Annotated in this window: 19 protein-coding genes; 13 read left to right on the top strand and 6 right to left on the bottom strand. The window is 56.9% G+C overall.

Annotated elements, in window-relative coordinates:
- The first annotated feature begins 12 nt into the window (after positions 1 to 12).
- From mmsB to FY156_20780, 4 genes are all read left to right on the top strand, one after another.
- Positions 13 to 897: a 3-hydroxyisobutyrate dehydrogenase gene (gene mmsB / locus FY156_20795; GenBank protein ID UXS03959.1), complete on the top strand. Its 885-nt coding sequence runs from the start codon at positions 13 to 15 to the stop codon at positions 895 to 897.
- Positions 894 to 2,849 carry an acetoacetate--CoA ligase gene (locus FY156_20790; protein ID UXS03958.1) on the top strand — a complete coding sequence of 652 codons (1,956 nt, stop codon included), beginning with the start codon at positions 894 to 896 and terminating at the stop codon, positions 2,847 to 2,849. The genes mmsB and FY156_20790 overlap by 4 nt, the downstream gene beginning before the upstream one ends.
- Positions 2,850 to 2,852: 3 nt before the next feature.
- On the top strand, positions 2,853 to 3,644 hold the full coding sequence (locus tag FY156_20785) for a 3-hydroxybutyrate dehydrogenase (protein ID UXS03957.1): 792 nt from the start codon (positions 2,853 to 2,855) through the stop codon (positions 3,642 to 3,644).
- A 120-nt stretch (positions 3,645 to 3,764) separates the two neighbouring features.
- Positions 3,765 to 6,104, top strand: a complete 2,340-nt coding sequence (locus tag FY156_20780; GenBank protein ID UXS03956.1) for a glucose/quinate/shikimate family membrane-bound PQQ-dependent dehydrogenase — start codon at positions 3,765 to 3,767, stop codon at positions 6,102 to 6,104.
- Between the two features lie 33 nt (positions 6,105 to 6,137).
- Here the strand turns inward: FY156_20780 and FY156_20775 are convergent, their stop codons facing one another.
- Positions 6,138 to 7,154 (bottom strand): NAD-dependent epimerase, encoded by a 1,017-nt coding sequence (locus FY156_20775; GenBank protein ID UXS03955.1) that lies wholly within the window; start codon positions 7,152 to 7,154, stop codon positions 6,138 to 6,140.
- Positions 7,155 to 7,168: 14 nt separating this feature from the next.
- Positions 7,169 to 8,473 (bottom strand): UDP-glucose/GDP-mannose dehydrogenase family protein, encoded by a 1,305-nt coding sequence (locus FY156_20770; GenBank protein ID UXS03954.1) that lies wholly within the window; start codon positions 8,471 to 8,473, stop codon positions 7,169 to 7,171.
- A gap of 465 nt (positions 8,474 to 8,938) precedes the next feature.
- On the opposite strand from FY156_20770, the gene FY156_20765 reads away from it, so the two are divergent.
- The 3 genes from FY156_20765 (at position 8,939) to FY156_20755 (ending at position 11,555) form a co-directional block, all read left to right on the top strand.
- Positions 8,939 to 9,826 carry a DMT family transporter gene (locus FY156_20765; GenBank protein ID UXS03953.1) on the top strand — a complete coding sequence of 296 codons (888 nt, stop codon included), beginning with the start codon at positions 8,939 to 8,941 and terminating at the stop codon, positions 9,824 to 9,826.
- Between the two features lie 130 nt (positions 9,827 to 9,956).
- Positions 9,957 to 10,934, top strand: coding sequence for a glutathione S-transferase family protein (locus FY156_20760; GenBank protein UXS03952.1), 978 nt, complete (start codon positions 9,957 to 9,959; stop codon positions 10,932 to 10,934).
- 3 nt (positions 10,935 to 10,937) lie between these two features.
- Positions 10,938 to 11,555 (top strand): prolyl oligopeptidase family serine peptidase, encoded by a 618-nt coding sequence (locus tag FY156_20755; protein ID UXS03951.1) that lies wholly within the window; start codon positions 10,938 to 10,940, stop codon positions 11,553 to 11,555.
- Positions 11,556 to 11,568: 13 nt separating this feature from the next.
- Here FY156_20755 and FY156_20750 read toward each other — a convergent pair whose 3' ends face one another.
- Entirely contained in the window at positions 11,569 to 12,471 is a 903-nt protein-coding gene (locus tag FY156_20750; protein ID UXS03950.1) for a LysR family transcriptional regulator, read from the bottom strand.
- A 290-nt stretch (positions 12,472 to 12,761) separates the two neighbouring features.
- Here FY156_20750 and FY156_20745 point away from each other — a divergent pair, with 290 nt between their 5' ends.
- From FY156_20745 to FY156_20735, 3 genes are read left to right on the top strand one after another with little or no spacing between them, the layout of a single operon-like run.
- On the top strand, positions 12,762 to 13,715 hold the full coding sequence (locus FY156_20745; protein ID UXS03949.1) for an aliphatic sulfonate ABC transporter substrate-binding protein: 954 nt from the start codon (positions 12,762 to 12,764) through the stop codon (positions 13,713 to 13,715).
- Between the two features lie 22 nt (positions 13,716 to 13,737).
- A complete protein-coding gene (locus FY156_20740; protein ID UXS03948.1) occupies positions 13,738 to 14,517 on the top strand; it encodes an ABC transporter permease subunit in 780 nt (259 codons plus the stop codon).
- An 11-nt stretch (positions 14,518 to 14,528) separates the two neighbouring features.
- The gene (locus FY156_20735; GenBank protein ID UXS03947.1) at positions 14,529 to 15,338 is read left to right on the top strand and encodes an ATP-binding cassette domain-containing protein; all 810 of its coding nucleotides are present in this window, start codon (positions 14,529 to 14,531) and stop codon (positions 15,336 to 15,338) included.
- 51 nt (positions 15,339 to 15,389) lie between these two features.
- Here FY156_20735 and putA read toward each other — a convergent pair whose 3' ends face one another.
- Complete coding sequence (gene putA / locus FY156_20730) at positions 15,390 to 19,076, bottom strand: trifunctional transcriptional regulator/proline dehydrogenase/L-glutamate gamma-semialdehyde dehydrogenase (protein UXS03946.1); 3,687 nt, start codon at positions 19,074 to 19,076, stop codon at positions 15,390 to 15,392.
- A gap of 173 nt (positions 19,077 to 19,249) precedes the next feature.
- Here putA and FY156_20725 point away from each other — a divergent pair, with 173 nt between their 5' ends.
- On the top strand, positions 19,250 to 19,720 hold the full coding sequence (locus tag FY156_20725; protein UXS05178.1) for a winged helix-turn-helix transcriptional regulator: 471 nt from the start codon (positions 19,250 to 19,252) through the stop codon (positions 19,718 to 19,720).
- Between the two features lie 32 nt (positions 19,721 to 19,752).
- On the opposite strand, the gene FY156_20720 is transcribed toward FY156_20725, so the two are convergent.
- Together FY156_20720 and FY156_20715 are read right to left on the bottom strand one after the other, a co-directional pair.
- The gene (locus FY156_20720) at positions 19,753 to 20,325 is read right to left on the bottom strand and encodes a sigma-70 family RNA polymerase sigma factor (GenBank protein ID UXS03945.1); all 573 of its coding nucleotides are present in this window, start codon (positions 20,323 to 20,325) and stop codon (positions 19,753 to 19,755) included.
- A complete protein-coding gene (locus FY156_20715) occupies positions 20,325 to 20,531 on the bottom strand; it encodes a hypothetical protein (protein ID UXS03944.1) in 207 nt (68 codons plus the stop codon). Before FY156_20715 ends, FY156_20720 begins: the two co-directional genes overlap by 1 nt.
- Positions 20,532 to 20,667: 136 nt before the next feature.
- On the opposite strand from FY156_20715, the gene FY156_20710 reads away from it, so the two are divergent.
- On the top strand, positions 20,668 to 21,462 hold the full coding sequence (locus FY156_20710; GenBank protein ID UXS03943.1) for a response regulator: 795 nt from the start codon (positions 20,668 to 20,670) through the stop codon (positions 21,460 to 21,462).
- 98 nt (positions 21,463 to 21,560) lie between these two features.
- A complete protein-coding gene (locus tag FY156_20705) occupies positions 21,561 to 22,544 on the top strand; it encodes a sensor histidine kinase (protein UXS03942.1) in 984 nt (327 codons plus the stop codon).
- Positions 22,545 to 22,742: the final 198 nt, after the last annotated feature.

The following is a 22,742-nucleotide window of genomic DNA, read 5'->3' as shown; positions in this document are numbered from 1 at the left end:
GAGGATAAGACCATGCAAACCGTCGCTTTTATTGGGCTGGGGCATATGGGCCTGCCCATGGCTGTCAATCTGGTGAAGGCGGGATACGCCGTCAGAGGTTTCGATCTTGCCGAGGCCTGCATCACTGCCGCAAGGCAGGCGGGTGTACCGGTCGCGGCAGCGACCGAGACCGCGATAGATGGTGCGGATGTCGTCATAACGATGTTGCCGAAGGGCGAACATGTGGTTTCCGTTTATGGTGATCTGGTGCAGAAGGTCGCGTCCGGAACACTTCTCATCGATTGCTCCACTGTTGATATGGAGAGCGCCTTGAAGGCCCATGCGCTGGCGGTATCTGCAGGCTGCCCGTCTATCGATGCGCCCGTTTCTGGAGGCACTGGCGGGGCAGCAGCTGGAACCCTGACCTTCATGTGTGGCGGTGAGGCGGATGCTTTCGCAGCAGCAAGACCGATCCTCGAGGCAATGGGCAAGAAGATCGTCCACTGCGGCAAGGGTGGCAACGGACAGGCGGCAAAGATCTGCAACAACATGATCCTCGGTATTTCGATGATCGCCGTGTCCGAGGCCTTTGTGCTGGGCGAAAAGCTTGGTCTTTCGCATCAAGCGCTTTTCGATGTTGCTTCAACCTCGTCGGGACAGTGCTGGTCGCTCACCACCTATTGCCCAGTGCCGGGTCCGGTGCCGACGTCACCTGCCAACAATGAATACAGGCCGGGTTTTGCCGCAGCCCTGATGTTAAAGGATTTGAAGCTGTCACAGGAAGCCGCCAATGGCGCGGGGGCCTCCACCCCACTCGGGAAAGCCGCCGCCGAGCTATATGAAGGGTTTGTGGGGGAGGGCAGCGGTGATCGCGATTTTTCGGCAATCGTCGAGATGTTGCGGGGAGGTGATGCATGAACGCAGTCACACCGTCGGATATTCTGTGGAGCCCGCCGCAGTCCCGGCTGCGGCAGTCGGCACTCTTTCTGTTTGCTGAAAAAACGAAACCGCGGCATGGAGCCGAGCCGGATGATTATCCAGCGCTCCTGTGCTGGTCGGTCCGCGATCCCGAAGGTTTTTATGACGCTCTCTGGGATGAGCTCGATATCATCGGAGAGCGAGGAGACAGGTCCTTCGTCGCGGGAAAGTCGATCCGCGATGCCGTCTTCTATCCGAAAGCACGGGTAAATTATGCCGAAAACCTTCTACGCGATGCCGACGACCGCTTGGCCATCATCGCGCATCGGGATGATGGTACCAGGCGGACCGTAACCCGGCGCAAGCTATACGATGATGTTTCCCGTCTGGTTCAGGCTCTTCGCGCTGCAGGCGTTGGAGAAGGCGATCGTGTCGGGGCGATCGTCACCCACGATATAGAGGCGATAGTCGGTTATCTGGCGACGAGCGCCATCGGTGCGATCTGGTCGTCCTGTTCACCGGATTTTGGGCCGGCCGGGGCATCTGACCGACTGTCGCAGATCGATCCGAAAATCCTGATCGCGGTGGCGGAATACGGTTATGCTGGTAAACGCATCGATGTCGCACCGACAATACGAGCTGTGGCGGAAAGCGCCAGACCTGAAAAGATTGTCCTGATAGGAGACAGGGTCCCGGCAGTTCTTGCTGACCTTGGCTGCACAACGATTGCAGATTTTGTTGCGCCATTTGATGCGGGAGAGATCGCTTTTAATCGTCTGCCGATCAAGGCGCCGCTGGTTATCCTCTATTCCTCCGGCACGACAGGAAAACCGAAATGCATCACCCATTCTGGTGGTGGGCTGCTTCTTCAGCACATGAAGGAACAGAAGCTGCAATGCGATATCCAGTCCGGCGAACGGTTTTTCTATTTTACCACCTGCGGCTGGATGATGTGGAACTGGCAGGTTTCAGGCCTGGCCCTCGGAGCAACCCTTGTTACCTATGACGGCAATCCCGGTTATCCGTCATCCGCGCGTCTGGTCGATCTGATCGATGCGGAAAACATCGCCACTTTCGGGACATCGGCAAAGTTCATCGACGCCTGCCTGAAGTCAGGGGTGAAGCCGCGGGAGAGCCACAATCTCTCGTCCCTCAGAACCATTCTTTCAACCGGATCACCGCTGATCCCGGCCTCTTTCGATTACATCTATCGAGAGTGGAAGGCTGACGTGCATCTCGCCTCGATTTCCGGTGGCACGGATATCTGCGCCTGTTTCCTCGGTGGCAATCCGTTGCAAGCGGTGCACCGCGGTGAGTTGCAGGGCGCCATGCTCGGTATGGAAATAGACACACTGGACGATCAGGGGCGATCTGTTTCCGGCGTGCCGGGTGAGCTTGTCTGCCGCAATGCGCATCTGTCCATGCCGGTCAAATTCTGGGGCGATGAGGATGGTTCGCGTTATCAGGCGGCTTATTTCGACCGTTTCCCCGGCATCTGGGCGCACGGCGATTTCGCTGAAAGACGACCGTCCGGCGGTTATGTCATCCACGGCCGTTCTGACACAACGCTCAATCCGGGCGGCGTGCGCATCGGCACGGCGGAAATTTACCGGCAGGTGGAAACCGTACCGGACGTCGAGGAGGCAATTGCGGTCGGACAGGATATCGATGGCGACCAGCGCGTCATTCTGTTCCTTCGTCTCAAGGGCGGTGTAATCCTGACCGACGAGCTGGAAAAGACCATACGCACGCGTATCCGTTCTGGTGCGACGCCGCGCCATGTTCCGGCGAAGATCATTGCAGTCGGGGCTATCCCGCGTACCCGCTCCGGCAAAATCTCCGAGATCGCTGTCCGGGACACGATCCATGGCCGGCCGGTTAAAAATGCCGATGCGCTGGCCAATCCGGAAGCGCTTGAACTGTTTCGCAACCTGCCGCAATTGAAGGACTAGGCTATGGGCGAAGACACAGAACCGAAGATCGTCCTTGTCACAGGATCGACGAGCGGCATTGGGCTGGCAATTGCCAAACGTTTTGCGGAGGCAGGATATCTCGTGGCGCTCCACGGCATCGAACAGCCTGAAGATGCGGCTCAGGTGCTTGAAACAGTGGCAAAAAACGCCCGGCATACGCCTGTCTATTTCTCCGCCAACCTGGCCAAATATGAAGAAAGCGCCCATCTCGCCGAAACCGTGATTGGCAAACTTGGCGGCATCGATGTGCTGGTCAACAATGCCGGCATTCAAAAGGTCGCCCCGATCGATGAGTTTGATTTCGCAGATTTCTCGCGGATTGTTGCCGTCTCGCTGGATAGTGCTTTCCATGCAACCCATGCCGCCTTGCCTGGCATGAAGCAAAGGGGATGGGGCCGCATCATAAATATCGCATCCGCGCACGGCTTGCGGGCATCGCCTTTCAAAGCACCCTATGTGGCGACCAAACATGCGGTGGTGGGGCTGACGAAAAGCGTGGCACTGGAAGTGGCCGAGCAGGGGATTACCTGCAATGCCATCTGCCCCGGATACGTTTTGACGCCGCTTGTCGCAGCGCAGATTGTCGATCAGGCCCGCGTGCATGGCATGAGCGAAGAAGATGTTATCAAAAAGGTCATTCTTGCCCCTCAGCCGACCAGGCGGTTCGTCCAGCCGGAAGAGATTGCTGAGATGGCGCTTTATCTCTGTGGCGACATGGCCCGATCCATCACCGGAACAACCATCTCGATCGATGGTGGATGGACGGCAAAATAAGCTTTTGATTGCATAAATGAGTGACACTTCAAGCTTGGCTTGAATAAAAAAGAGAGCCAGACGGAACCAAATGCCCGCGACTTCGTTGCACGCAAAATGACAGGGAATCGGGGGCAATTCATGGCAGTTACAGTCACTGCAGTTATTCTCACGCTTATCGGCCTTGCTTTGTTCGGGTTCGGCTCACAACTGGTGATGCTGGGCGGAAGCTTTTATTATGCCTTGTCGGGGCTGGCCTTCGTGCTCACCGCCGTCTTGTTGTTCAAGCGCAGCAAGTTTGCGCTTCACGTCTACGCGGTTCTCATCCTTGCCACCCTCGTCTGGGCAATTTGGGAAGTCGGTTTCGACTGGTGGCAGCTCGGGCCTCGTGGCGGTGTCATCATTCTCATCGGCTTGTGGTTGCTGACCCCCTGGATCAAGAAACCGCTCGGGTTTGCGAGCCCTACGGGAACGGTTTACGGTCCGAACGCCTGGCCGCTGGCGCTCTCGGTTCTGATCGCGATCATCGTCGCCGGTTACTCGATGACGCAAGACCCGCACAATCAGTCTGGAGAGTTGCCGCAGGAAAAGCTGGTGTCTGCACCGGTCTATGGCGGCGATGTGCCTGATAATGAGTGGCATCAGTATGGTCGCACACCTTACGGCCAGCGTTATTCGCCCCTGACGCAGATCACTGTCGACAATGTCTCTCAGTTGAAGGAAGTCTGGCGTTACCAGACCGGCGACGTCAAGCTGCCGGACGACGTGGGCGAGACCACCTACCAGGTCACGCCGCTCAAGGTTGGCGGGCTGCTTTATATCTGCACGCCTCACAATTGGGCGATTGCCATTGACGCCGCAACCGGCAAGGAAAAATGGAAGTACGATCCGAACGTCGGCCTCAACCCGGACCGGCAGCATCAGACTTGCCGTGGCGTTTCCTATTATGCCGAACCGTCAGCTGCACCGGGAACCGCTTGCGCACAGCGCGTCTACCTGCCCACCTCGGATGCACGCCTGATTGCACTCGATGCGCAGACCGGACAGATATGCACCTCCTTCGCCGATCAGGGTGTGCTGCACCTTGAGCAGGGCATGCAATATAATCCAGCGGGCTATTATTACTCCACATCACCGCCTGTGATTGTCGCGGGAAAGATCATCATCGGCGGCGCGGTGAACGATAATTATTCGACGCAGGAGCAATCAGGCGTCATTCGCGCGTTTGATGTCAACACGGGCGCGTTGATCTGGAACTGGGATTCGGGAAATCCGACGAAAACCGAACCGCTTGGACCGGGTGAGACTTACACCACAAACTCACCGAATAGCTGGTCCGTGTTCAGTTATGATGAGGACCTCGGTCTCGTTTATATCCCGCTCGGCAACCAGGTGCCTGACCAGCTTGGCATGGGGCGCAGCGAGAGCGTCGAGAAATACTCGTCGTCAATCGTCGCACTGGATATCAACACCGGGAAGGACCGCTGGGTTCGCCAGACCGTCCATCACGATCTCTGGGACATGGACGTTCCTGCCCAGCCGGTGCTTCTCGACATCACCAAACAAGACGGAACCCTAGTTCCCGCACTGGTGGGGCCGACCAAACAGGGTGACATCTATGTTCTCGACCGCCGTACCGGTGAGCCCCTGCTGGCGGTTACCGAAGAACCGGCACCTGGAGGTGCTATCCCGGAAGATTTCAGCGCGCCCACGCAGCCGACGTCGCTACTGACATTCAAGCCCGCCCCGCTTCAGGAAAAGAACATGTGGGGCGTTTCCATGTTCGATCAGCTTGCGTGCCGTATCAGCTTTCATCAGTTGAATTACAAGGGGCGCTACACGCCGCCATCATTGACGGGTACGCTCGTTTATCCCGGCAATTTTGGTACGTTCAACTGGGGCAGCGTGGCAATTGATCCTGAGCGGCAGGTGATGTTTGGCATGCCGACCTACCTTGCCTTCACCTCGCGTCTTGTTCCGCGTGATCAGATTCCACCCAAAGGACAGGATGAAAAGGGCAGTGAGCAGGGTCTGAACCGCAATGATGGAGCGCCCTACGGTGTCTTTATGGGGCCGTTTCTCGGTCCGTTGAAAATTCCCTGCCAGGCGCCGCCATGGGGCTACGTCGCCGGTGCCGACCTGCGTACCGGAGATATTGCCTATAAGCGCAAGAACGGCACCGTCTACGACATGACGCCGCTGCCACTTCCCTTCAAGATCGGGGTGCCGGGCATTGGCGGACCGATCATCACCAAGGGTGGCGTTGCGTTTCTTGGTGCTGCGGTCGACAATTATCTGCGGGCATATGACCTGACCACCGGCAAGCAGCTTTGGGATGCGCGGCTTCCGGCAGGTGGACAGGCAACACCGATGACCTATGCACTCGACGACGGCAAACAATATGTTGTCATGGTTGCTGGCGGTCACGGTTCCGTGGGAACGAAACCGGGCGATTACGTGATCGCATATTCGCTGCCGTAGCGGAGCACGAACAGCATCTTTGCAAGGCCGGGGTTAAACCCGGCCTGATTGCATGTCGCGATACCACGCTACCAGCGCTTCAATGCCTTGTTCGACGGACGTTTGCGGCACATAATCTGTCAACGCACGCAGCAGGTCTGGCGAGGCGAATGTACGTGGCACATCGCCTTGCTGCATGGGCAGCATGTTGCGGATTGCTGGTTTGCCGACAGCCTTTTCCACGGTTTCGACGAAATGCATCAGCTGGACGGGTTGACCACCGCCGACATTCACGACGCGGAACGGTGCGTGCCGTGACAGAGAGTCGGTGACGCCGTCCTGCGTGACACGGTTGTCTTCGGATGGAATGACCTGGCTCAACCGCACGATGCCTTCAACCAGGTCATCGATATAGGTGAAATCGCGGCTCATATTGCCTTCACCGTATATATCGATCGGGCGGTCGTTCGAAATCGCATCCACGAATTTGATTGGCGCCATATCAGGGCGACCCCAGGGGCCGTAGACCGTGAAAAAGCGGAATGCCGTGATGGGCAATTTATAGAGATGGGCATAGCTATGCGCCATCAACTCCATGGATTTTTTCGTTGCGGCGTAAAGCGTCATCGGCTCGTCGGCCTTGTCGCTTTCAGCAAATGGCACCTTCTCGTTCGCCCCGTAAATGGACGAGGTCGAAGCCAGCATCAGATGTTTGACACCAATGGACTTTGCCAGTTCAAGTACATTCCACGATCCCGTGAGGTTGGAATCGATATAGGCTTTGGGATTTTCGAGGCTGTAGCGAACACCCGCCTGGGCGGCGAGATGAATGATGATCTCAGGTTCGGCAGCCTCTGCAGCACGTTTCAACGCATCGGCATCTTCGAGCATGCCGATCTCTGCCCTGAAACCGTTGGACCGGGCGAGGATTGCGTGACGTTTTTCTTTCAGGCTGACATCGTAGTACTTCGTCATGCCGTCGAAGCCGACCACGAAATGGCCCTGATCGAGCAGGCGTTTTGCCACGTAAAAGCCGATGAAGCCAGCTGTGCCGGTTATCAGATAACGCATAGTCCGAAGTACCTTTATGGGCGACCGATAGCGGCATAGGCGAAGCCGTGCGCCGATACCTCGTCAGTTCGATAGATGTTACGCAGATCCACCAGGATCGGGCTTTTCATGATTGCTTTCAGGCGTGGTAGATCGAGCGCGCGGAACTGGTTCCACTCGGTCACGATAACCACTGCATCAGCATCTTCTGCGGCTTCATACGGCCCTTCGGCATACTCGATGTTCTCAAGCACGTGGCGCGCGTTTGCCATGCCCTCAGGGTCGTATCCAATCACCTTTGCACCGCCGTCCTGCAGTGTCTGGATGATGGCGATTGCTGGGCTGTCGCGCATGTCGTCGGTGTTCGGCTTGAAGGTCAGACCGAGCACGGCGATTTTCTTGCCGCGCACATCACCACCCACGGCATTGATGACCTTGCGGCCCATGGCGCGTTTGCGGTTGTCGTTGATGGCGATGGTGGTTTCGATCAGGCGAACGGGGCTGTCGTAGTCCTGTGCCGTTTTTGCAAGCGCCAGCGTGTCCTTGGGAAAGCACGAACCACCGTAGCCTGGACCAGCATGCAGAAATTTGGAGCCGATGCGACCGTCGAGGCCGATACCGCGCGACACATCCTGAACGTTGGCGCCGACTTTCTCGCACAAATCCGCCATCTCGTTGATGAAGGTGATCTTCATCGCGAGAAACGCGTTGGCGGCATATTTGATCAGTTCGGATGCGCGTCGTGTCGTGAAGAGCAGCGGCGACTGGTTGAGATAGAGCGGACGGTAGATCTCCGTCATGACCGGGCGGGCGCGCTCGTCCGAAAGTCCGACCACGATCCGGTCTGGTCGTTTGAAGTCTTCGATTGCCGCACCCTCGCGCAGAAACTCCGGGTTCGACACAACAGCGAAATCGGCTGACGGATTTTCTTCGCGGATGATGCGCTCGACCTCATCGCCAGTCCCTACGGGGACAGTCGATTTCGTCACGATGACGGTAAAACCGGTGATGGCGTGAGCGATCTCTTTGGCTGCGGCATAGACATAACCGAGATCGGCGTGGCCATCGCCACGACGCGACGGCGTGCCAACGGCGATGAAAACGACCTCAGCATTGCTGACGGCATCGGTTAGGTCGGTGGTGAAGCTTAGACGTCCAGCCTTGGCATTGTTGGCGACGATCGTCTCCAGGCCGGGTTCAAAGATCGGAATATGGCCAGTTTTCAAAGCCTCGATTTTTTCCGGCATCTTGTCGACACAGATGACGTCGTGGCCGAAATCGGCAAAGCAAGCGCCGGAGACAAGGCCCACATAACCGGAGCCGATCATGACTATCCGCATTCGTCTTCCTTTCGGATATCCCGCGTTTGTTCGAACTGTGCACTGTAAAGACTCGGGGGAGCGGTGACATCTCCACCACACGTTGTTTAGCCGCCTTCCCGTCCGTCGCCAAGCGCCGGTGTGAGAGTGGCCTATTCGCTTTGCATGAAGCTTGTGTGATTACGTTCAGCATTCGCCATTTAGTGGTTGGGTGCGAGCTTAAAAAAGGCTTTGCGCGGTCCGCTATCGTTGCGGGTTTGGGATAAATTTGTCGCACCTTCCGGTGATTCGCGCTGGTGCGGGTAAACGGGTTTATTTTTGCCGTTTGGTGGCTTGCACTCGGAAGTAGCCGGGTCTAGCTCTGGAGCAGAGGAGAAAATCTGCAACGATTGTGCTGGCGGCGATGCTCGATGAGCGTCGTTGTTTGCTCATGGTTTTTTGCGGATTGGCTTCTTGCCCGCCTGTCCGATGCTCGGGGTTCCTGAAATGCAAAAAGGTTTTTTGCTCGGCTTGTTTGCCTATGCCAGCTTTTCCTGGGGGGACGCGACGATCAAGTCGCTCGGCTCGCAGATCGGGGTCTTCCAGATCGGCTTTTTCAGCATTCTCTTTTCCGGCATCTTTATCTATTTCAGTAGACCCCGTGACGAGAGATGGCGCGATTTCTGGCGCATGAGCCGTCCTTTCGCCGTGCACGGTCGTGCAATCTCTGGTCTCTTCGCAGGCATTCTCGGTATCTACGCATTTACAACCATTCCGCTGGCGGAAGCCTATGCTCTGATCTTCCTGTCACCGCTGTTCGTCACCGTGCTTTCAGCCGTGGTACTAAAGGAAGACATCGGACCGTGGCGTTGGGCGGCGGTGCTGGCCGGCATCGTTGGCGTGATGCTCGTCGTAAGGCCGGGCTTCAAGGCGCTTGAATTGGGGCATGTTGCGGCAATCGGCGTTGCGTTTCTTGCGGCCATGACCATAGTTCTGCTGCGCTCTTTGGCAGGCAAGGAAAAGCGCACGTCCATCATGGGTGTGCTCCTGACATATGGTCTTGTTTTCAACGGCGTTGCGTCGGTCCCCGAATTTGTCGCGCCAAATCTGCATCAGATATTGGCGTTTGCATTTATTGGCCTCTGTACTGCGACCGGACAGATCACGCTGCTGGTTGCAACACGGATTGCGCCTGCCAGCCAGATCGCGCCGTCTCATTATTCGCAGATCCTTTGGGCCGTCGCCATCGGTGCGACCTTCTTCCATGAATATCCCGATGCCACTGCGATCTTGGGACTAGGCGTCATAGCAGCTTCAGGTCTTCTCACCATGATCCGAGAGAAAGTCAGGCTTGGCACAGTTCGCTGGAATCCCTTTTTTCGCAATCGTCTTTGACGGCAACCTCAAGGTTTAAAAACGGCGTTGTCGCGCCTTAGGAAACAGTGCGTCAACCGAAGTGCGGCTTGCCGCAGCGGCGCCGTGGGGCCCATAAGGTGTTCATCGATAGATGAACGGAGAGCTGCAAATGCTCGTGGACGGAAAGTGGACAGCCGATTGGCATCCGGTACAGGCAACGGACAAAAAGGGCGGTTTTGTCCGTCAGATATCCGGTTTTCGCAACTGGGTTACACCGGATGGCTCGGCTGGACCGACAGGTGAAGGCGGTTTTAACGCCGAGCCCGGTCGCTATCATCTCTATGTCGCGTTGATTTGCCCTTGGGCGTCGCGCACGCTGATCGGTCGCAAACTTAAAAAGCTCGAAGACGTCATTTCTGTCTCCGTGGTCGAGCCGTTTCTGTCCGACGAAGGCTGGAAGTTCGGGGACTATCCGGGTTCGGATCACGACACGCTGAACGGCGTCACCTACATGCACCAACTCTATACACGCGCCGATCCGCATTATACCGGTCGCGCCACAGTTCCGGTGCTCTGGGACAAGAAGACGAAGACCATCGTCAACAACGAATCCGCAGATATCCTGCGCATGCTCAATTCTGGTTTCGGTGACCTGGCAGACAATACCCTCGATCTTTACCCAGCGAATTTGCGGTCGCAGATAGATGCACTCAATGACTACATCTATCCGCGCCTGAACAATGGCGTTTACAGAACAGGCTTTGCCACCACGCAGATCGCTTACGAAGAAGCGTTTGCGGATGTGTTTGCGACGTTGGACGAACTGGAGGCGCGGCTTGCCTCAAGCGGCCCATTCCTGTTTGGCGATGTTCCAACGGAAACGGATATCAGGCTATTTGTCACCCTTGTCCGCTTCGATGCGGCCTATTTCGGCCTGTTCAAGTGCAATCGTCGGCGCATTGCGGATTACCCCGATCTGCAGGCCTATATGATGCGCGTGCTTGATATTCCCGGTGTCCGCTCGACGGTGAGCATCGATCACATCAAGCGTGGCTATTATTCGGTCAAGGCACTCAATCCGACACAAATCGTTCCCGTTGGTCCCGATTTGCCTGGCCTCGATGACGTGAACCTTTCAAAGGACTAAGATATGACTGAAGTCGGCGCACGCAACCTCGTCATTCTGTTGCATGGCGTTGGCAGCAATGGAGCCAATCTCGCTCCGCTCGCCAATCTATGGAATGGCCTGCTGCCCAATACGGACTTCGTCAGCCCCGATGGTCCGTTTGCTTTCGGGCGCGGTCCCGGACGGCAATGGTTCAGCATCGAAGGCGTTACCGAACAAAATCGTCCGGATCGGGTGCAGGCTGCAAGGGGCGATTTTGATCGCGTTATCGGCGAAATCATTAGCGAGCACGGACTTGCCGACAATCCGCAGCGCGTCGCACTGGTCGGCTTTTCGCAAGGCTCGATCATGGCGCTTGACGTCCTGGCATCGGGACGACTGCCGGTCGCCGCCGTCGCTGCCTTTTCTGGCCGCCTTGCTTCGCCGCAACCCATCAGCCCATCACCGTCGACACGGCTGACCCTCATTCATGGCGATGAGGATCACATCATGCCGGTCTCCGAGAGCGTCAAGGCATCGGATATATTCAAGGCAGCCGGCGTGGAGACAGAACTGCATGTTTTGCCGGGCCTCGGTCACAGCATTTCTCAGGATGGCGCCGTGATTGCCGGAAAGTTCCTGCAACGAGCCTTTGGCGTCTGATCGTGAAAAGACATCAGAGCGGCTTGCCGACCTGTTCGAGCAGCCAGCTCTGAAACGCACGGGCCAGCATGTTGTCCTGCCTTCCTTCGGGCAGGGCAACGTAATAGCTTTTGTCGGTCTGCAAGGGCGCGTCGAAAGCGATGATGAGGCGTTCTGAGGCCAGTTCCGCTTCGATCAGGTATTTGGGCAAAAGCGCGAAGCCTATTCCGCTGATGGCGGCCTCTATGATCATCGAAAACTGGTCGAAGCGACTGCCTCGGTAGGCATGCTGTGTGATGACGCCGTTCATCTCCATCCACTCCGTCCAGAGTTTTGGACGTGTGGTCAAATGCAAGAGCGGTTCGTCGGCGAGGTCTTGTGGCGCTGTGATACCGTTCGATGTCAGCAGCGCCGGGCTGGCAACCGGCACGATCACCTCGTCGCACAAGAAGGTGCAGGTTCCATGCGCCCAGACCGGCTGACCGTAATGGATCGCAAGATCGAACCCCTCTTCGTCGAAATCAAAGGGGTGAGATCGTGAGCCGACAGTAATTGTCGTCTGCGGGTTTGCTGTCAGGAAGTTGTGCAGGCGTGGCATCAACCAGCGGCTTCCGAATGTCGGGAGTGTGGCGATGGAAAGAGATGCATGCGAGGTGCCGGCAGAGACGGCGCGGACCATGAGCTGTTCGGATTGTTGCAACAGGCGGCGAACATCCGGCAGAAATTTTCGGCCGGCCTCGGAAAGAACGACACGCCTGCGGATGCGCTCGAAAAGCTGCATACCGGTCTGTGCTTCGAGGTCGCTGATCTGGCGGCTAACGGCGCTCTGGGTCAGATTGAGCTCTTCTGCAGCGCGCGTAAAGTTTCCGTGCCTTGCGGCACACTCGAAAGCCTGCAGGGTGACGATATCGGGGATCAGCCTTCTGCGTGAATCCATTTCATCCTCGCACCAACGCGCCCGCAGTCCCAAATAGAAAGGGCGTTTCGGCGTCTTATCTGATTGCTGTGGAGAATAAAACGACCATCTTGGCTTCGCAGTTTTTGCCGCGCTCAAAAGCGTCGAATTTTGAAACGTCCTTTAGCGTTCTCCGCAATGGCGCTCCCTAAAGAATGATATTTCCGGGGTTGCCAATTTATTGAATGATTGTTTCTCTATCGTTCAAGTGGAAAAATCTAGCATGTCTCCATATCGAAATCGGCCGGAAGATCGGCGACAAGGAGACACCAATGCAGGGCCTGACCCGTCGTATCTTTTCTGGAAGCGTTCTTGCTGCCGCGCTTTTTTCCACCGTGCCATTCCAGGCCAGCGCTGCCGAAGAACTGAAAATCGGCTACCAGAAGACGGGCCTGCCGGTTATCGCCCGCCAGCAAGGCGTGATCGAAAAGGCGCTCGAGGCTAAGGGTGTCAAGGTTTCCTGGGTCGAATTCACCGCCGGACCGCCTCTTGTCGAAGCTCTGAACGTCGGCTCGATCAATGTCGGCTGGACAGGCGACGCGCCGCCAATTTTCGGACAGGCTGCGGGCTCGGCGATCGTTTATGTCGCAGCGCTTCCTTCGAACGGAAAGGGTGAGGCTGTCTTTGCCAAAGAAGCAAGCGGCATCAAGTCTGTTGCCGATCTCAAGGGCAAGAAGGTCGGGGTTGGCAAGGGTACCAGTGCGCATAATCTCCTCGTCGCGGCACTGGAGAAAAACGGCCTGAAGTTCTCAGATATCGAGGTGGTCTATCTGAGCCCGGCTGATGCTGCGGCTGCTTTCGCCAGTGACAAGATAGATGCCTGGGCTGTCTGGGACCCTTTCTTTGCCATCGCCGAAACCCGTTACAAGCCGGTGACGCTCGCTCGTACATCGGACGTGCTGGATGTGAACACGTATTTCCTCGCCAACCGCGACTATGCGAAGTCCAACGTTGAAACGATCAACGTCACGGTGGATGCGCTCGGTGAGGCGGCGAAATGGTCTGCGGCAAACCGCGACAAGGTCGCTGCCGCTCTGCATGAGGTGACAGGCGTGCCACTTGAAGCGCAGACGCTGGCTGCAAACCGTTCTGAATTCGGTATCACCAAGATCGACGACAAGATCACTGCGGGCCAGCAGGAAACTGCCGACCGGTTCTATCGGCTCGGGCTGACCCCGAAACAGATCAGCATCAAGGATGCCGTCTGGTCTGGCGCGACAAACTGATAGCAACGCCGGAGGACGCTTCATGAGCAAAAAAATCCAGACGGCAAGCGGCAGCGTTATCGGCTGGCTTTTGCCTGCGCTGATCATTCTTGGATGGGAAGTTGCGGCCAGAGCAGGGTTGATCTCGGCCAATGTTCTGCCGGCGCCGTCTGCGGTGGCAGAGGCGTTCTGGCGGTTGCTGCTCTCCGGCGAACTCTTGAACAATATAGGCGTGAGTTCGGCGCGGGCGTTGGCGGGTTTTGCGATCGGTGGTGCCATCGGGTTCATTTTCGGCCTCGCCAACGGACTGTCGAAATTTTCCCGCAGCTTTACCGATACGACGTTGCAGATGATCCGCAACATTCCGCATCTGGCGCTTATTCCTCTGGTCATCTTGTGGTTCGGTATCGACGAGGAAGCAAAGCTCTTCCTTGTCGCGTTAGGTGTGTTCTTCCCGATCTACATCAATACACTGCTCGGCATCCAAGGCGTTGATCCGCAACTGGTGGAGATGGGGCGCACCTACGGGATGTCGCCCTTCACCCTGTTTCGCCGGGTTATTCTCCCCGGCGCTTTGCCAGCCATTTTCACGGGTCTGCGTTATGCCCTCGGCATCATGTGGTTAACGCTCATCGTGGCGGAAACGATCTCATCTTCTTCCGGTCTCGGCTACATGGCCATGCAGGCACGCGAGTTTCTGCTGATCGACGTGGTGGTGCTGTCGATCCTCATCTATGCGCTTCTCGGCAAGCTCGCGGATAGTTTCGCACGCTTCCTCGAAAGCATTTTCCTGCAATGGCATCCGGCCTTCAAAAAAGCTTGAGAGGTAGTTCAATGTCGACGGGGAACGTTACAACTTTGCGGCGGCCGGACACGGTGGAAACGAAAGCTGTCCCATCAACTGGCGTCAAAGAAAAAGGCAAAATCGCCTTCAGTCTTCGAAACGTTGCAAAGACCTTTGGCGATAAACCCGTGCTGCGGGGGATTGATCTCGATGTGCATCAGGGTGAATTTCTCGCCGTCATCGGCAAGAGCGGCTGCGGAAAAAGCACGCTGCTGCGCATTCTGGCCGGGCTTGAAACGCCTACCTCCGGTACGGTTTCGAAAGATCCGCAGGACCGGACCCGCATCATGTTCCAGGAACCTCGGCTGCTGCCGTGGGAGCGGATCGCAGACAATGTTTCGGTCGGCCTGACAGGCATTGCCAAGGGGGACCAGGCCAGAGAACAGGCCTTCGCCATTCTCGACGAGGTGGGTCTGAAGGACAGGGCAGGAGAATGGCCCTATGTGCTGTCAGGTGGACAGAAACAGCGTGTGGCACTGGCAAGAGCATTGGTCGCTCACCCGCAGATCCTTGCGCTTGACGAGCCGCTTGGTGCGCTCGACGCTCTGACGCGCATTGAAATGCAGCTTCTTCTGGAGCGCATCTGGCGCAAACAGAAGTTTACCGCCGTTCTGGTCACACATGATGTTTCAGAAGCTGTGGCATTGGCGGATCGTATCGTGGTGATCGATGAGGGCCGTATCGCGCTTGATCTCGAGGTCAAATTACCGCGGCCGCGCCGACACGGTACGCCGGAGTTCGCAAGGCTGGAGGAGCAGGTTCTTGACCAGCTTTTTGGCCGAAGCGAAAACGGCGCCTGAGTAATGTTCGTGTAAGGAAATGGCAGGGCCGGAGCCCTGCCATGCTTGTTGTCAGCCGATGCTCATCAGGCTGGCGTTGCCACCGGCAGCGGTCGTGTTGACGCTGACGGAAACCTCTTCCACCAACCAATCGAGGTTGTATGGCTGGCTTGCACCGGAAAGCGCTTGCGTTGTCGCGGCCTGTACCAGAACCAGCGGTCCTGGCAGAGCTGCGACCTTCCGGTTGACCTCCACGACACGCTCCGCGTCGCCTTCCACCAGGGCACCCGCGAAAGGACCGGATTTTTCCCAGTTATCGACCCAGCTGATGCGTGAGGTCACGGTTGCCGGCAATCCATAGGTCGTCTTCTCGAGCCCGGACGTGTTGTCGACGACGACCTTGTTTCCGGTTGCCAGCGCCGCGGCGAGCTGACGATAGAGGCCCTGTTCCGTCTGCGGAATAAGCAGGACTTTGCCACGCGGATGCAGGGCATACACGTTGCGCTCACCCACCGGACCGGCCAGCTCCGTTTCGAAGCCAAGGCCGGAGAGAGCACCGGCCTCGTGCGCTGCCTCGGCGGCCACGGTTTCTCCGTTCTCAGTCAGCCAACGTGCAAAATCCGTTGCGGCTTCGTCCTGCTGGCTGATGATCCGATCAATTTTCGGCGCCTTTTGCGTCATGCGGCCAAGATAGAGCGGACCACCTGCTTTCGGACCGGTGCCGGAAAGGCCGCGTCCGCCGAACGGCTGCACGCCCACAACCGCGCCGATGATGTTGCGGTTGACGTAAAGGTTGCCGGCCTCGATACGGGACAGAACATGCTTGATCGTATCGTCGAGGCGGGTGTGGAGGCCGAAGGTCAGGCCATAACCGGTCGCATTGATCTGGTCGATGAGGTTGTTGAGGTCATTGCGCTTGAAACGAATGACATGCAGCACCGGTCCGAAGACTTCACGCTTCAGATCCGCGAGCGACTTCATCTCGATGATCGTTGGCGGAACGAAGGTTCCCTTGCCAGTGTCGCCAGCAAGATCGATCTGTTCGATACGATTGCCCAGCGTTCGCATCTGCTCGACGTGTTTCTCAATAATACCCTTGGCTTCTGCCGTGATGACAGGGCCGACATCGACGGACAGACTATCGGTCCGTCCGATCCGCAATTCGTGCAATGCGCCCTTCAGCATGGTCAGTGTGCGGTCGGCCACATCGTCCTGCAGGCAAAGGATACGAAGCGCCGAGCAACGCTGACCGGCGCTGTCGAAGGCCGATGCGATAACATCGGCGACGACCTGTTCGGCAAGGGCGGAGGAGTCGACGATCATGGCGTTCTGGCCACCAGTCTCGGCAATCAGCGGGACTGGCTGTCCGTTTGCCAGGACGCGGCCAGCAAGCTGGCTCTGGATGATCCGGGCAACTTCCGTCGAACCGGTAAACATTACGCCTGCCGTCAACGGTGAACCGACAAGTGCTGCACCGGTTTTTCCGTCGCCTGGCATAAGTTGAACGGCGTCTGCCGGAACACCTGCTTCATGAAGCAGGCGTACCCCTTGAGCTGCGATCAGCGGGGTTTCTTCGGCAGGCTTCGCCAGAACTGGGTTGCCGGCAACCAGTGCCGCAGCAACCTGACCGATAAAGATTGCCAGTGGGAAGTTCCAGGGGCTGATGCAGACGACCGGGCCAAGGGCCACTTGTTCGGCGCCAATGTTCTTGCGTGCTTCACCCGCATAATAACGCAGGAAGTCGATCGCCTCACGCACTTCTGCGATTGCGTTGGGCATTGATTTTCCGGCTTCACGAATGATGAGGCCGAGCAGGGCTGGCATTTCGGCCTGCATCCGGTCAGCGGCGCGATCAAGGCAAGCTGCGCGCTCTTCAACGGCGGTGGAGGACCAGTGCGACGTCGATGCCTTCTGCATTGCCTTTTCGACGTCGGCCGCGGTCGGCTCGATGACGTAACCGACGACATCGGCATGGTCCCCAGGGTTGAGGACGGGGCGGGCCTCACCGTTTGCCTCAGGCGCGGCGGCTTTCCATTCGGTCGCAGCACTCTCGCTCAAAATGGTGTTCAGCGTTGCCAGCGTCGTTTCACTGGAAAGGTCGAGGCCTGCTGAGTTCGCACGCTCGGTGCCGAACAATGCGGCTGGCGATGCGATGCGATCATGCTGCGCGCCGGGCTGCTGCATGGCTTCCACAACCGCAACCGGATCTTCCAAGAGAGCGTCTACCGGAACAGCAGGGTCGGCAATGCGGTTCACGAAGGACGAGTTCGCACCGTTTTCTAGGAGACGGCGAACGAGATAGGCCAGCAGGGTCTCATGGGTGCCGACGGGTGCATAGAAGCGGCAAGGACGGTCGAGGTTCTTCTTGCCAACAACTTCACTGTAGAGCGGTTCACCCATTCCGTGCAGGCATTGGAACTCATAGTCGCCAAGCTTAAAGTCCGGGCCGGCGAGATGATAAATCGTCGCCATGGACTGTGCATTGTGCGTGGCAAATTGCGGGAAGATCACATCGCGGGCTGCCAGCAGCTTTCGGGCGCAGGCAATGTAAGACACGTCAGTGTGCACCTTGCGTGTGAAAACCGGGAAGTCTTCAAGACCATCCAGTTGCGCACGCTTGATCTCGGCGTCCCAGTAGGCACCCTTGACGAGGCGCACCATGATACGACGGTTGGCGCGGCGCGCCAGATCGATGATGTAGTCGAGCACGAATGGGCAGCGACGGCCATAGGCCTGCACCACGAAACCGAGGCCATTCCAGCCCGCAAGATCCGCATCATGTGCCAGCGACTCCAGAAGGTCGAGGGACAGTTCGAGACGATCGGCTTCTTCCGCGTCGATGTTGAGGCCGATATCATACTGCTTGCAGAGCAGCATCAGCGATTTCACCCGTGGCAAAAGCTCTTCCATGACGCGTGCGGCCTGCGCTCGCGAATAACGCGGATGCAGGGCGGAAAGCTTGATGGAAATCCCGGGGCCGCCATAGATGCCGCGCCCGGCAGAAGCCTTGCCGATCGCGTGAATGGCGTTTTCGTAGTCACGATAATAACGCTCTGCGTCTTTCGCCGTCGTGGCGGCTTCGCCGAGCATGTCATAGGAGTACTGGAAGCCTTGTTCTTCCAATGGCTTCGAGCGCTTGATGGCTTCGGCGATCGTTTCGCCGGTGACGAACTGTTCACCCATCATGCGCATGGCCATGTCTACACCGCGACGAATTACGGGTTCGCCGGCACGCGCGATCAGTTTCGTCAACGCCGAAGACAGGCCGCTGTCGTTGACGGTTGAGGTGAGTTTGCCGGTAATTACGAGACCCCAGGTTGCCGCATTCACAAACAGGGATTTGCCGCCACCGATATGCGACTTCCAATCGCCACGGGCAATCTTGTCACGGATCAAAGCATCGCGGGTTGCCTTGTCGGGGATACGCAGCAATGCCTCGGCAAGGCACATCAGCGCGACACCCTCATGACTGGACAGCGAGTACTCCTGCACCAGTCCTTCAACGCCGGTGCCCTTGGTTTTGGCACGAAGAGACTCGATGAGTTTGCGAGCGGTTGTGCGAATGGCGCTTGCCTGCTCTGGCGAAACGGTTGCCGCCTGCAAAAGCGGGACAAGGCATTCCGGTTCCGATCGGCGGTAGGCCGCAGTGATCGCCTGGCGCAACGCGCTCTGTTCGCGGACTGCCGGTGCAAATTGTTCAAAAATGCCAACCGCGTGTTTTGATGTTTTCAAACCGGTCGTGTTCACGCCATCGGCCATCCGAATGATCCTTGAAAAGCTGTTTCGCCAAAATTGACGGCACCTGCTTATGCGGTTCGGCCATCATTTTTTCTGAGCCGACAATATCATTGCCCCAGAAATTGATATGGCCTTATTTCTACGATAAAACAGGAAATACGAACTTTTGTTTTGCCAGAAAGGCGTCAATAAGAATGGCTATATCAAGAAAAGAAGTCGATCTGGATCACTTTGATCTCAAGATCATCGAGGCGCTGAGCGAAGACGGACGCATGTCGGTGCTGCAACTGGCCAAAAAGGTTGGACTTTCAAAGACCCCTTGCCAGACCAGGCTCAAACGTCTGGTGGATGAGGGCTATATTCTGGGCTTCCGCGCCATGCTCAATCAACACAAGCTCGGCGTCGACCATATCGCCTTTACCGAGGTCAAGCTTTCGGACACGCGTGAAAAGGCGCTGGAAGAGTTCAACGCTGCGGTCCGCAAGATCAAAGAGGTCGAAGAGTGCCATATGATTGCGGGCGCTTTCGACTATTTGCTTAAAGTACGAACAAGCGACATTCGCAAATATCGGCGGGTGCTGGGTGAAAAAATATCCAGCCTTCCGTCGGTTGCAAATACATCGACCTTCGTCGTCATGCAGTCGGTCAAGGAAGCCGGCATTTGACGGCTTCCTTGAAGGACGAATGAGCGATCTCGTCAGCGGATGCTTGCTGATGCCGTTCCCGTTGCCGCTGTCGTCTGCGCGTCCGGGCCGAATTCGTTTTCGTTTTCGATACCCAGAAGCTCCTGCAAGCGAATGCGTGCCCGGCTGACACGGCTCTTGATGGTGCCTACAGGGCATCCGCAAATCTCTGCGGCTTCCTCATAGGCAAAACCTGAGGCACCGATCAGGAGGATTGCTTCGCGCTGGTCATCCGGCAGTTTCGCAAGCGCTGACCGGAAATCCTGAAGGTCGACAGAGCCGTGCTGTTCCGGCGGGACTGACAAACGTGCCGTGTAGGCGCCGTCGGTATCCTGCACTTCACGGCCGGACTTGCGAATCTGGCTATAAAATTCGTTGCGCAGGATTGTGACGAGCCAGGCACGCATGTTGGTGCCGGGCTGATAGCTATCCTGCTTCGCCCAGGCCTTCATGATGGTGTCCTGAACGAGATCGTCTGCGCGATCGCGGGACCTGATGAGTGAGATAGCGAAAGCACGCAGATTTGGCAGCGCTGCCAGCATTTCCCGTTTGAAATTGTATTCAGTCTGTTCGGGCTCTTTCGCCATCATCCCTCCGAAACCCCGTTCTTTGCCTTGTTTTCGGCTTCATCGAGTTTTTCGAGAAGATCGAGGAATTTATCGGGAATGCCTTCATCCTGAACGGCATCGTAAAGTTCACGCAGCTTGCGTGAGATCACAGCCCGCCCGGAGTGCGGAACCTGTGGTGCGGCGGGATTGTCCCGCGAATCTTGGTCCGATTGAAAAATGCTCATAACGTCCGGTATTCCTTTTGTGTCGCGGCTTTAAATGCACCGCGCAAAAAATAGTTCCCGCCGTTGGAACTATTTTTGCGATGCATGCGTTCGTACTTCGGTTTGCTGTGCAGACCGCATGAAAGGGGAGTTTTCCATGTCAGTTTCTACACGCATCGCACCGCACCTGCCTTATCTTCGCAGGTTCGCTCGTGCCGTTTGCGGTTCACAATCTACGGGCGACGCTTATGTCGCTGCTACGCTGGAAGCGTTGATCGCCGATATCGAGATCTTTCCGAAGACAAGCAGTGACCGTGTCTCGCTTTATCAATTGTTTGTATCGATTTTTAGTTCCGTTACGATCAACATAAAGACGGACGAAAATCTCTCTGGATGGGAAAAACGCGCATCGGCTAATCTGTCTGCCGTGCCGGCCGTTCCTCGTCAGGCATTCCTTTTGACCACGGTCGAAGAGTTCTCGCCGTCAGAAGCCGCCGAGGTTCTGAACGTGTCAGAAGAAGAGGTCAGCGAACTGATTGACGAGGCCGCCTCGGAAATCGCCCGTCAGGTGGCGACCGATATCATGATCATCGAAGATGAGCCGTTGATCGCGATGGATATCGAGCAGATGGTCACCGATCTTGGGCACCGGGTGACCGGCATCGCCCGGACGCACACGGAAGCGTTGGAGCTGTTCCACAAGACGCAGCCGAAGATGATCCTTGCCGATATCCAGCTTGCCGACGGTAGTTCTGGTCTGGACGCCATGAAGGACATCCTTCAGATGACCTCCATGCCGGTGATTTTCATTACGGCGTTTCCTGAGCGGCTTCTCACGGGTGAGCGTCCGGAGCCGACCTTCCTTGTTACCAAGCCTTTCAACCCGGATATGGTTAAGGCGCTGATCAGCCAGGCCCTGTTCTTTAATGAAAGCTCTCGCGTCGCGGCATAAAAACGCTGACCTGCGTGTCAATTCCGGAACCACCTCCGTGGCCGGGCGTTGGCAGGTACGTTTTATGTTTGAGTGCAGCTTTCTTCTAGGAGACGAATTTGCATCGGCTGGCATGGCACAATGCGGACAGGGATGAGGGAGAACTCCATGACTCTCTCGTTCTTGCATTGCTCGATTCCGGTGAGACAGTCATGCTTCAGGATAGCAACAGGGACTATATCTTTGTTGCCAACTTGCCTGACGTATGGCGCTTGCCCGCCAATTCCCCGCCAACGGATGAAAGTCTGTTTGGCAGCGACCTTTCGGAGCGGCTTGCCGACCTCAAGAAGGATATGGTGGCTGCTGGAAGTCGCGGGATGCTGGAAGTGAACGCGGGTGCAAACCGGGTGTTTCAATTCCAGGTCTATTCCACGGTCAACCAGTCGAACCAGGCTGTGCTGAAGACCACGATCCGGGAAGTGACGCTGGAGCGGCGACGTGAGCAACTGCTCAGGTCGCTGCTACGCGAGGTCAGCCATCGTTCCAAGAACCTGCTTGCAATCATTCAGAGCCTTGCGGCGCAGACGGCGCGTTTCAGTCTCACTAAGGATGATTTCCTCCGTAAGTTCAGGGGGCGTTTGCATGCGCTCGCCCAAAGCCAGGATCTGATTACGGACTCGGATTGGCGTGGAGCTCGTATCTTTGAGCTTCTTCGCCAGCAATTCGATCTCTATGTGCCGGAGTACCCGAACCTTATCCGCATGGAGGGAGACGACCTCCTTCTCAATCCAAATGGTGCCCTTTATATCGGACTGGCCTTTCACGAACTGGTCGTCAACACGGTCAGTCACAGTGGAAATCTCGCCTATCACCTGCCCATCTCATTACAGTGTCGGCGGGACGGGGAGTTCTATATCGTCGAGTGGACTGAACCCGTCATGGCCTCCAAGGAGCCAGTCGAAGCACGTCGAAGCAACTTCGGCAGTGTTGTGCTGGAAAAGGTCGTGCCCGCGGCTCTGTCTGGAACGGCAGAGTATCAGCTTTCGCCAGAACGCGTGTTCTACAAGCTCAGGTTCCCGGCCTCAGATACAACCGAACCATAAGGCCGTTGACGTCGATGATCGACTTTTCAGGGATCTAAAATGAAAGCAGCACGGCTCTTGCCAGAGCCGTGCCACTTTAACTGCAGGTCTTCAGGGGCGAAACCTGCGTATATCAGCCAAGCTTTCAGGCGGGGACGGGGAATGGCTTGGCTGCATGGATAACGGCCTCGCCAGATTTTGGTTCCCATCCTTTTTGAT

Origin of the sequence: Agrobacterium tumefaciens (assembly GCA_025559845.1) — a bacterium.
In the GTDB taxonomy this organism is placed as follows: Bacteria; Pseudomonadota; Alphaproteobacteria; order Rhizobiales; family Rhizobiaceae; genus Agrobacterium.
Note: the sequence above shows the minus strand (reverse complement) of the source record. Positions and strands in the feature narration are given on the sequence as shown.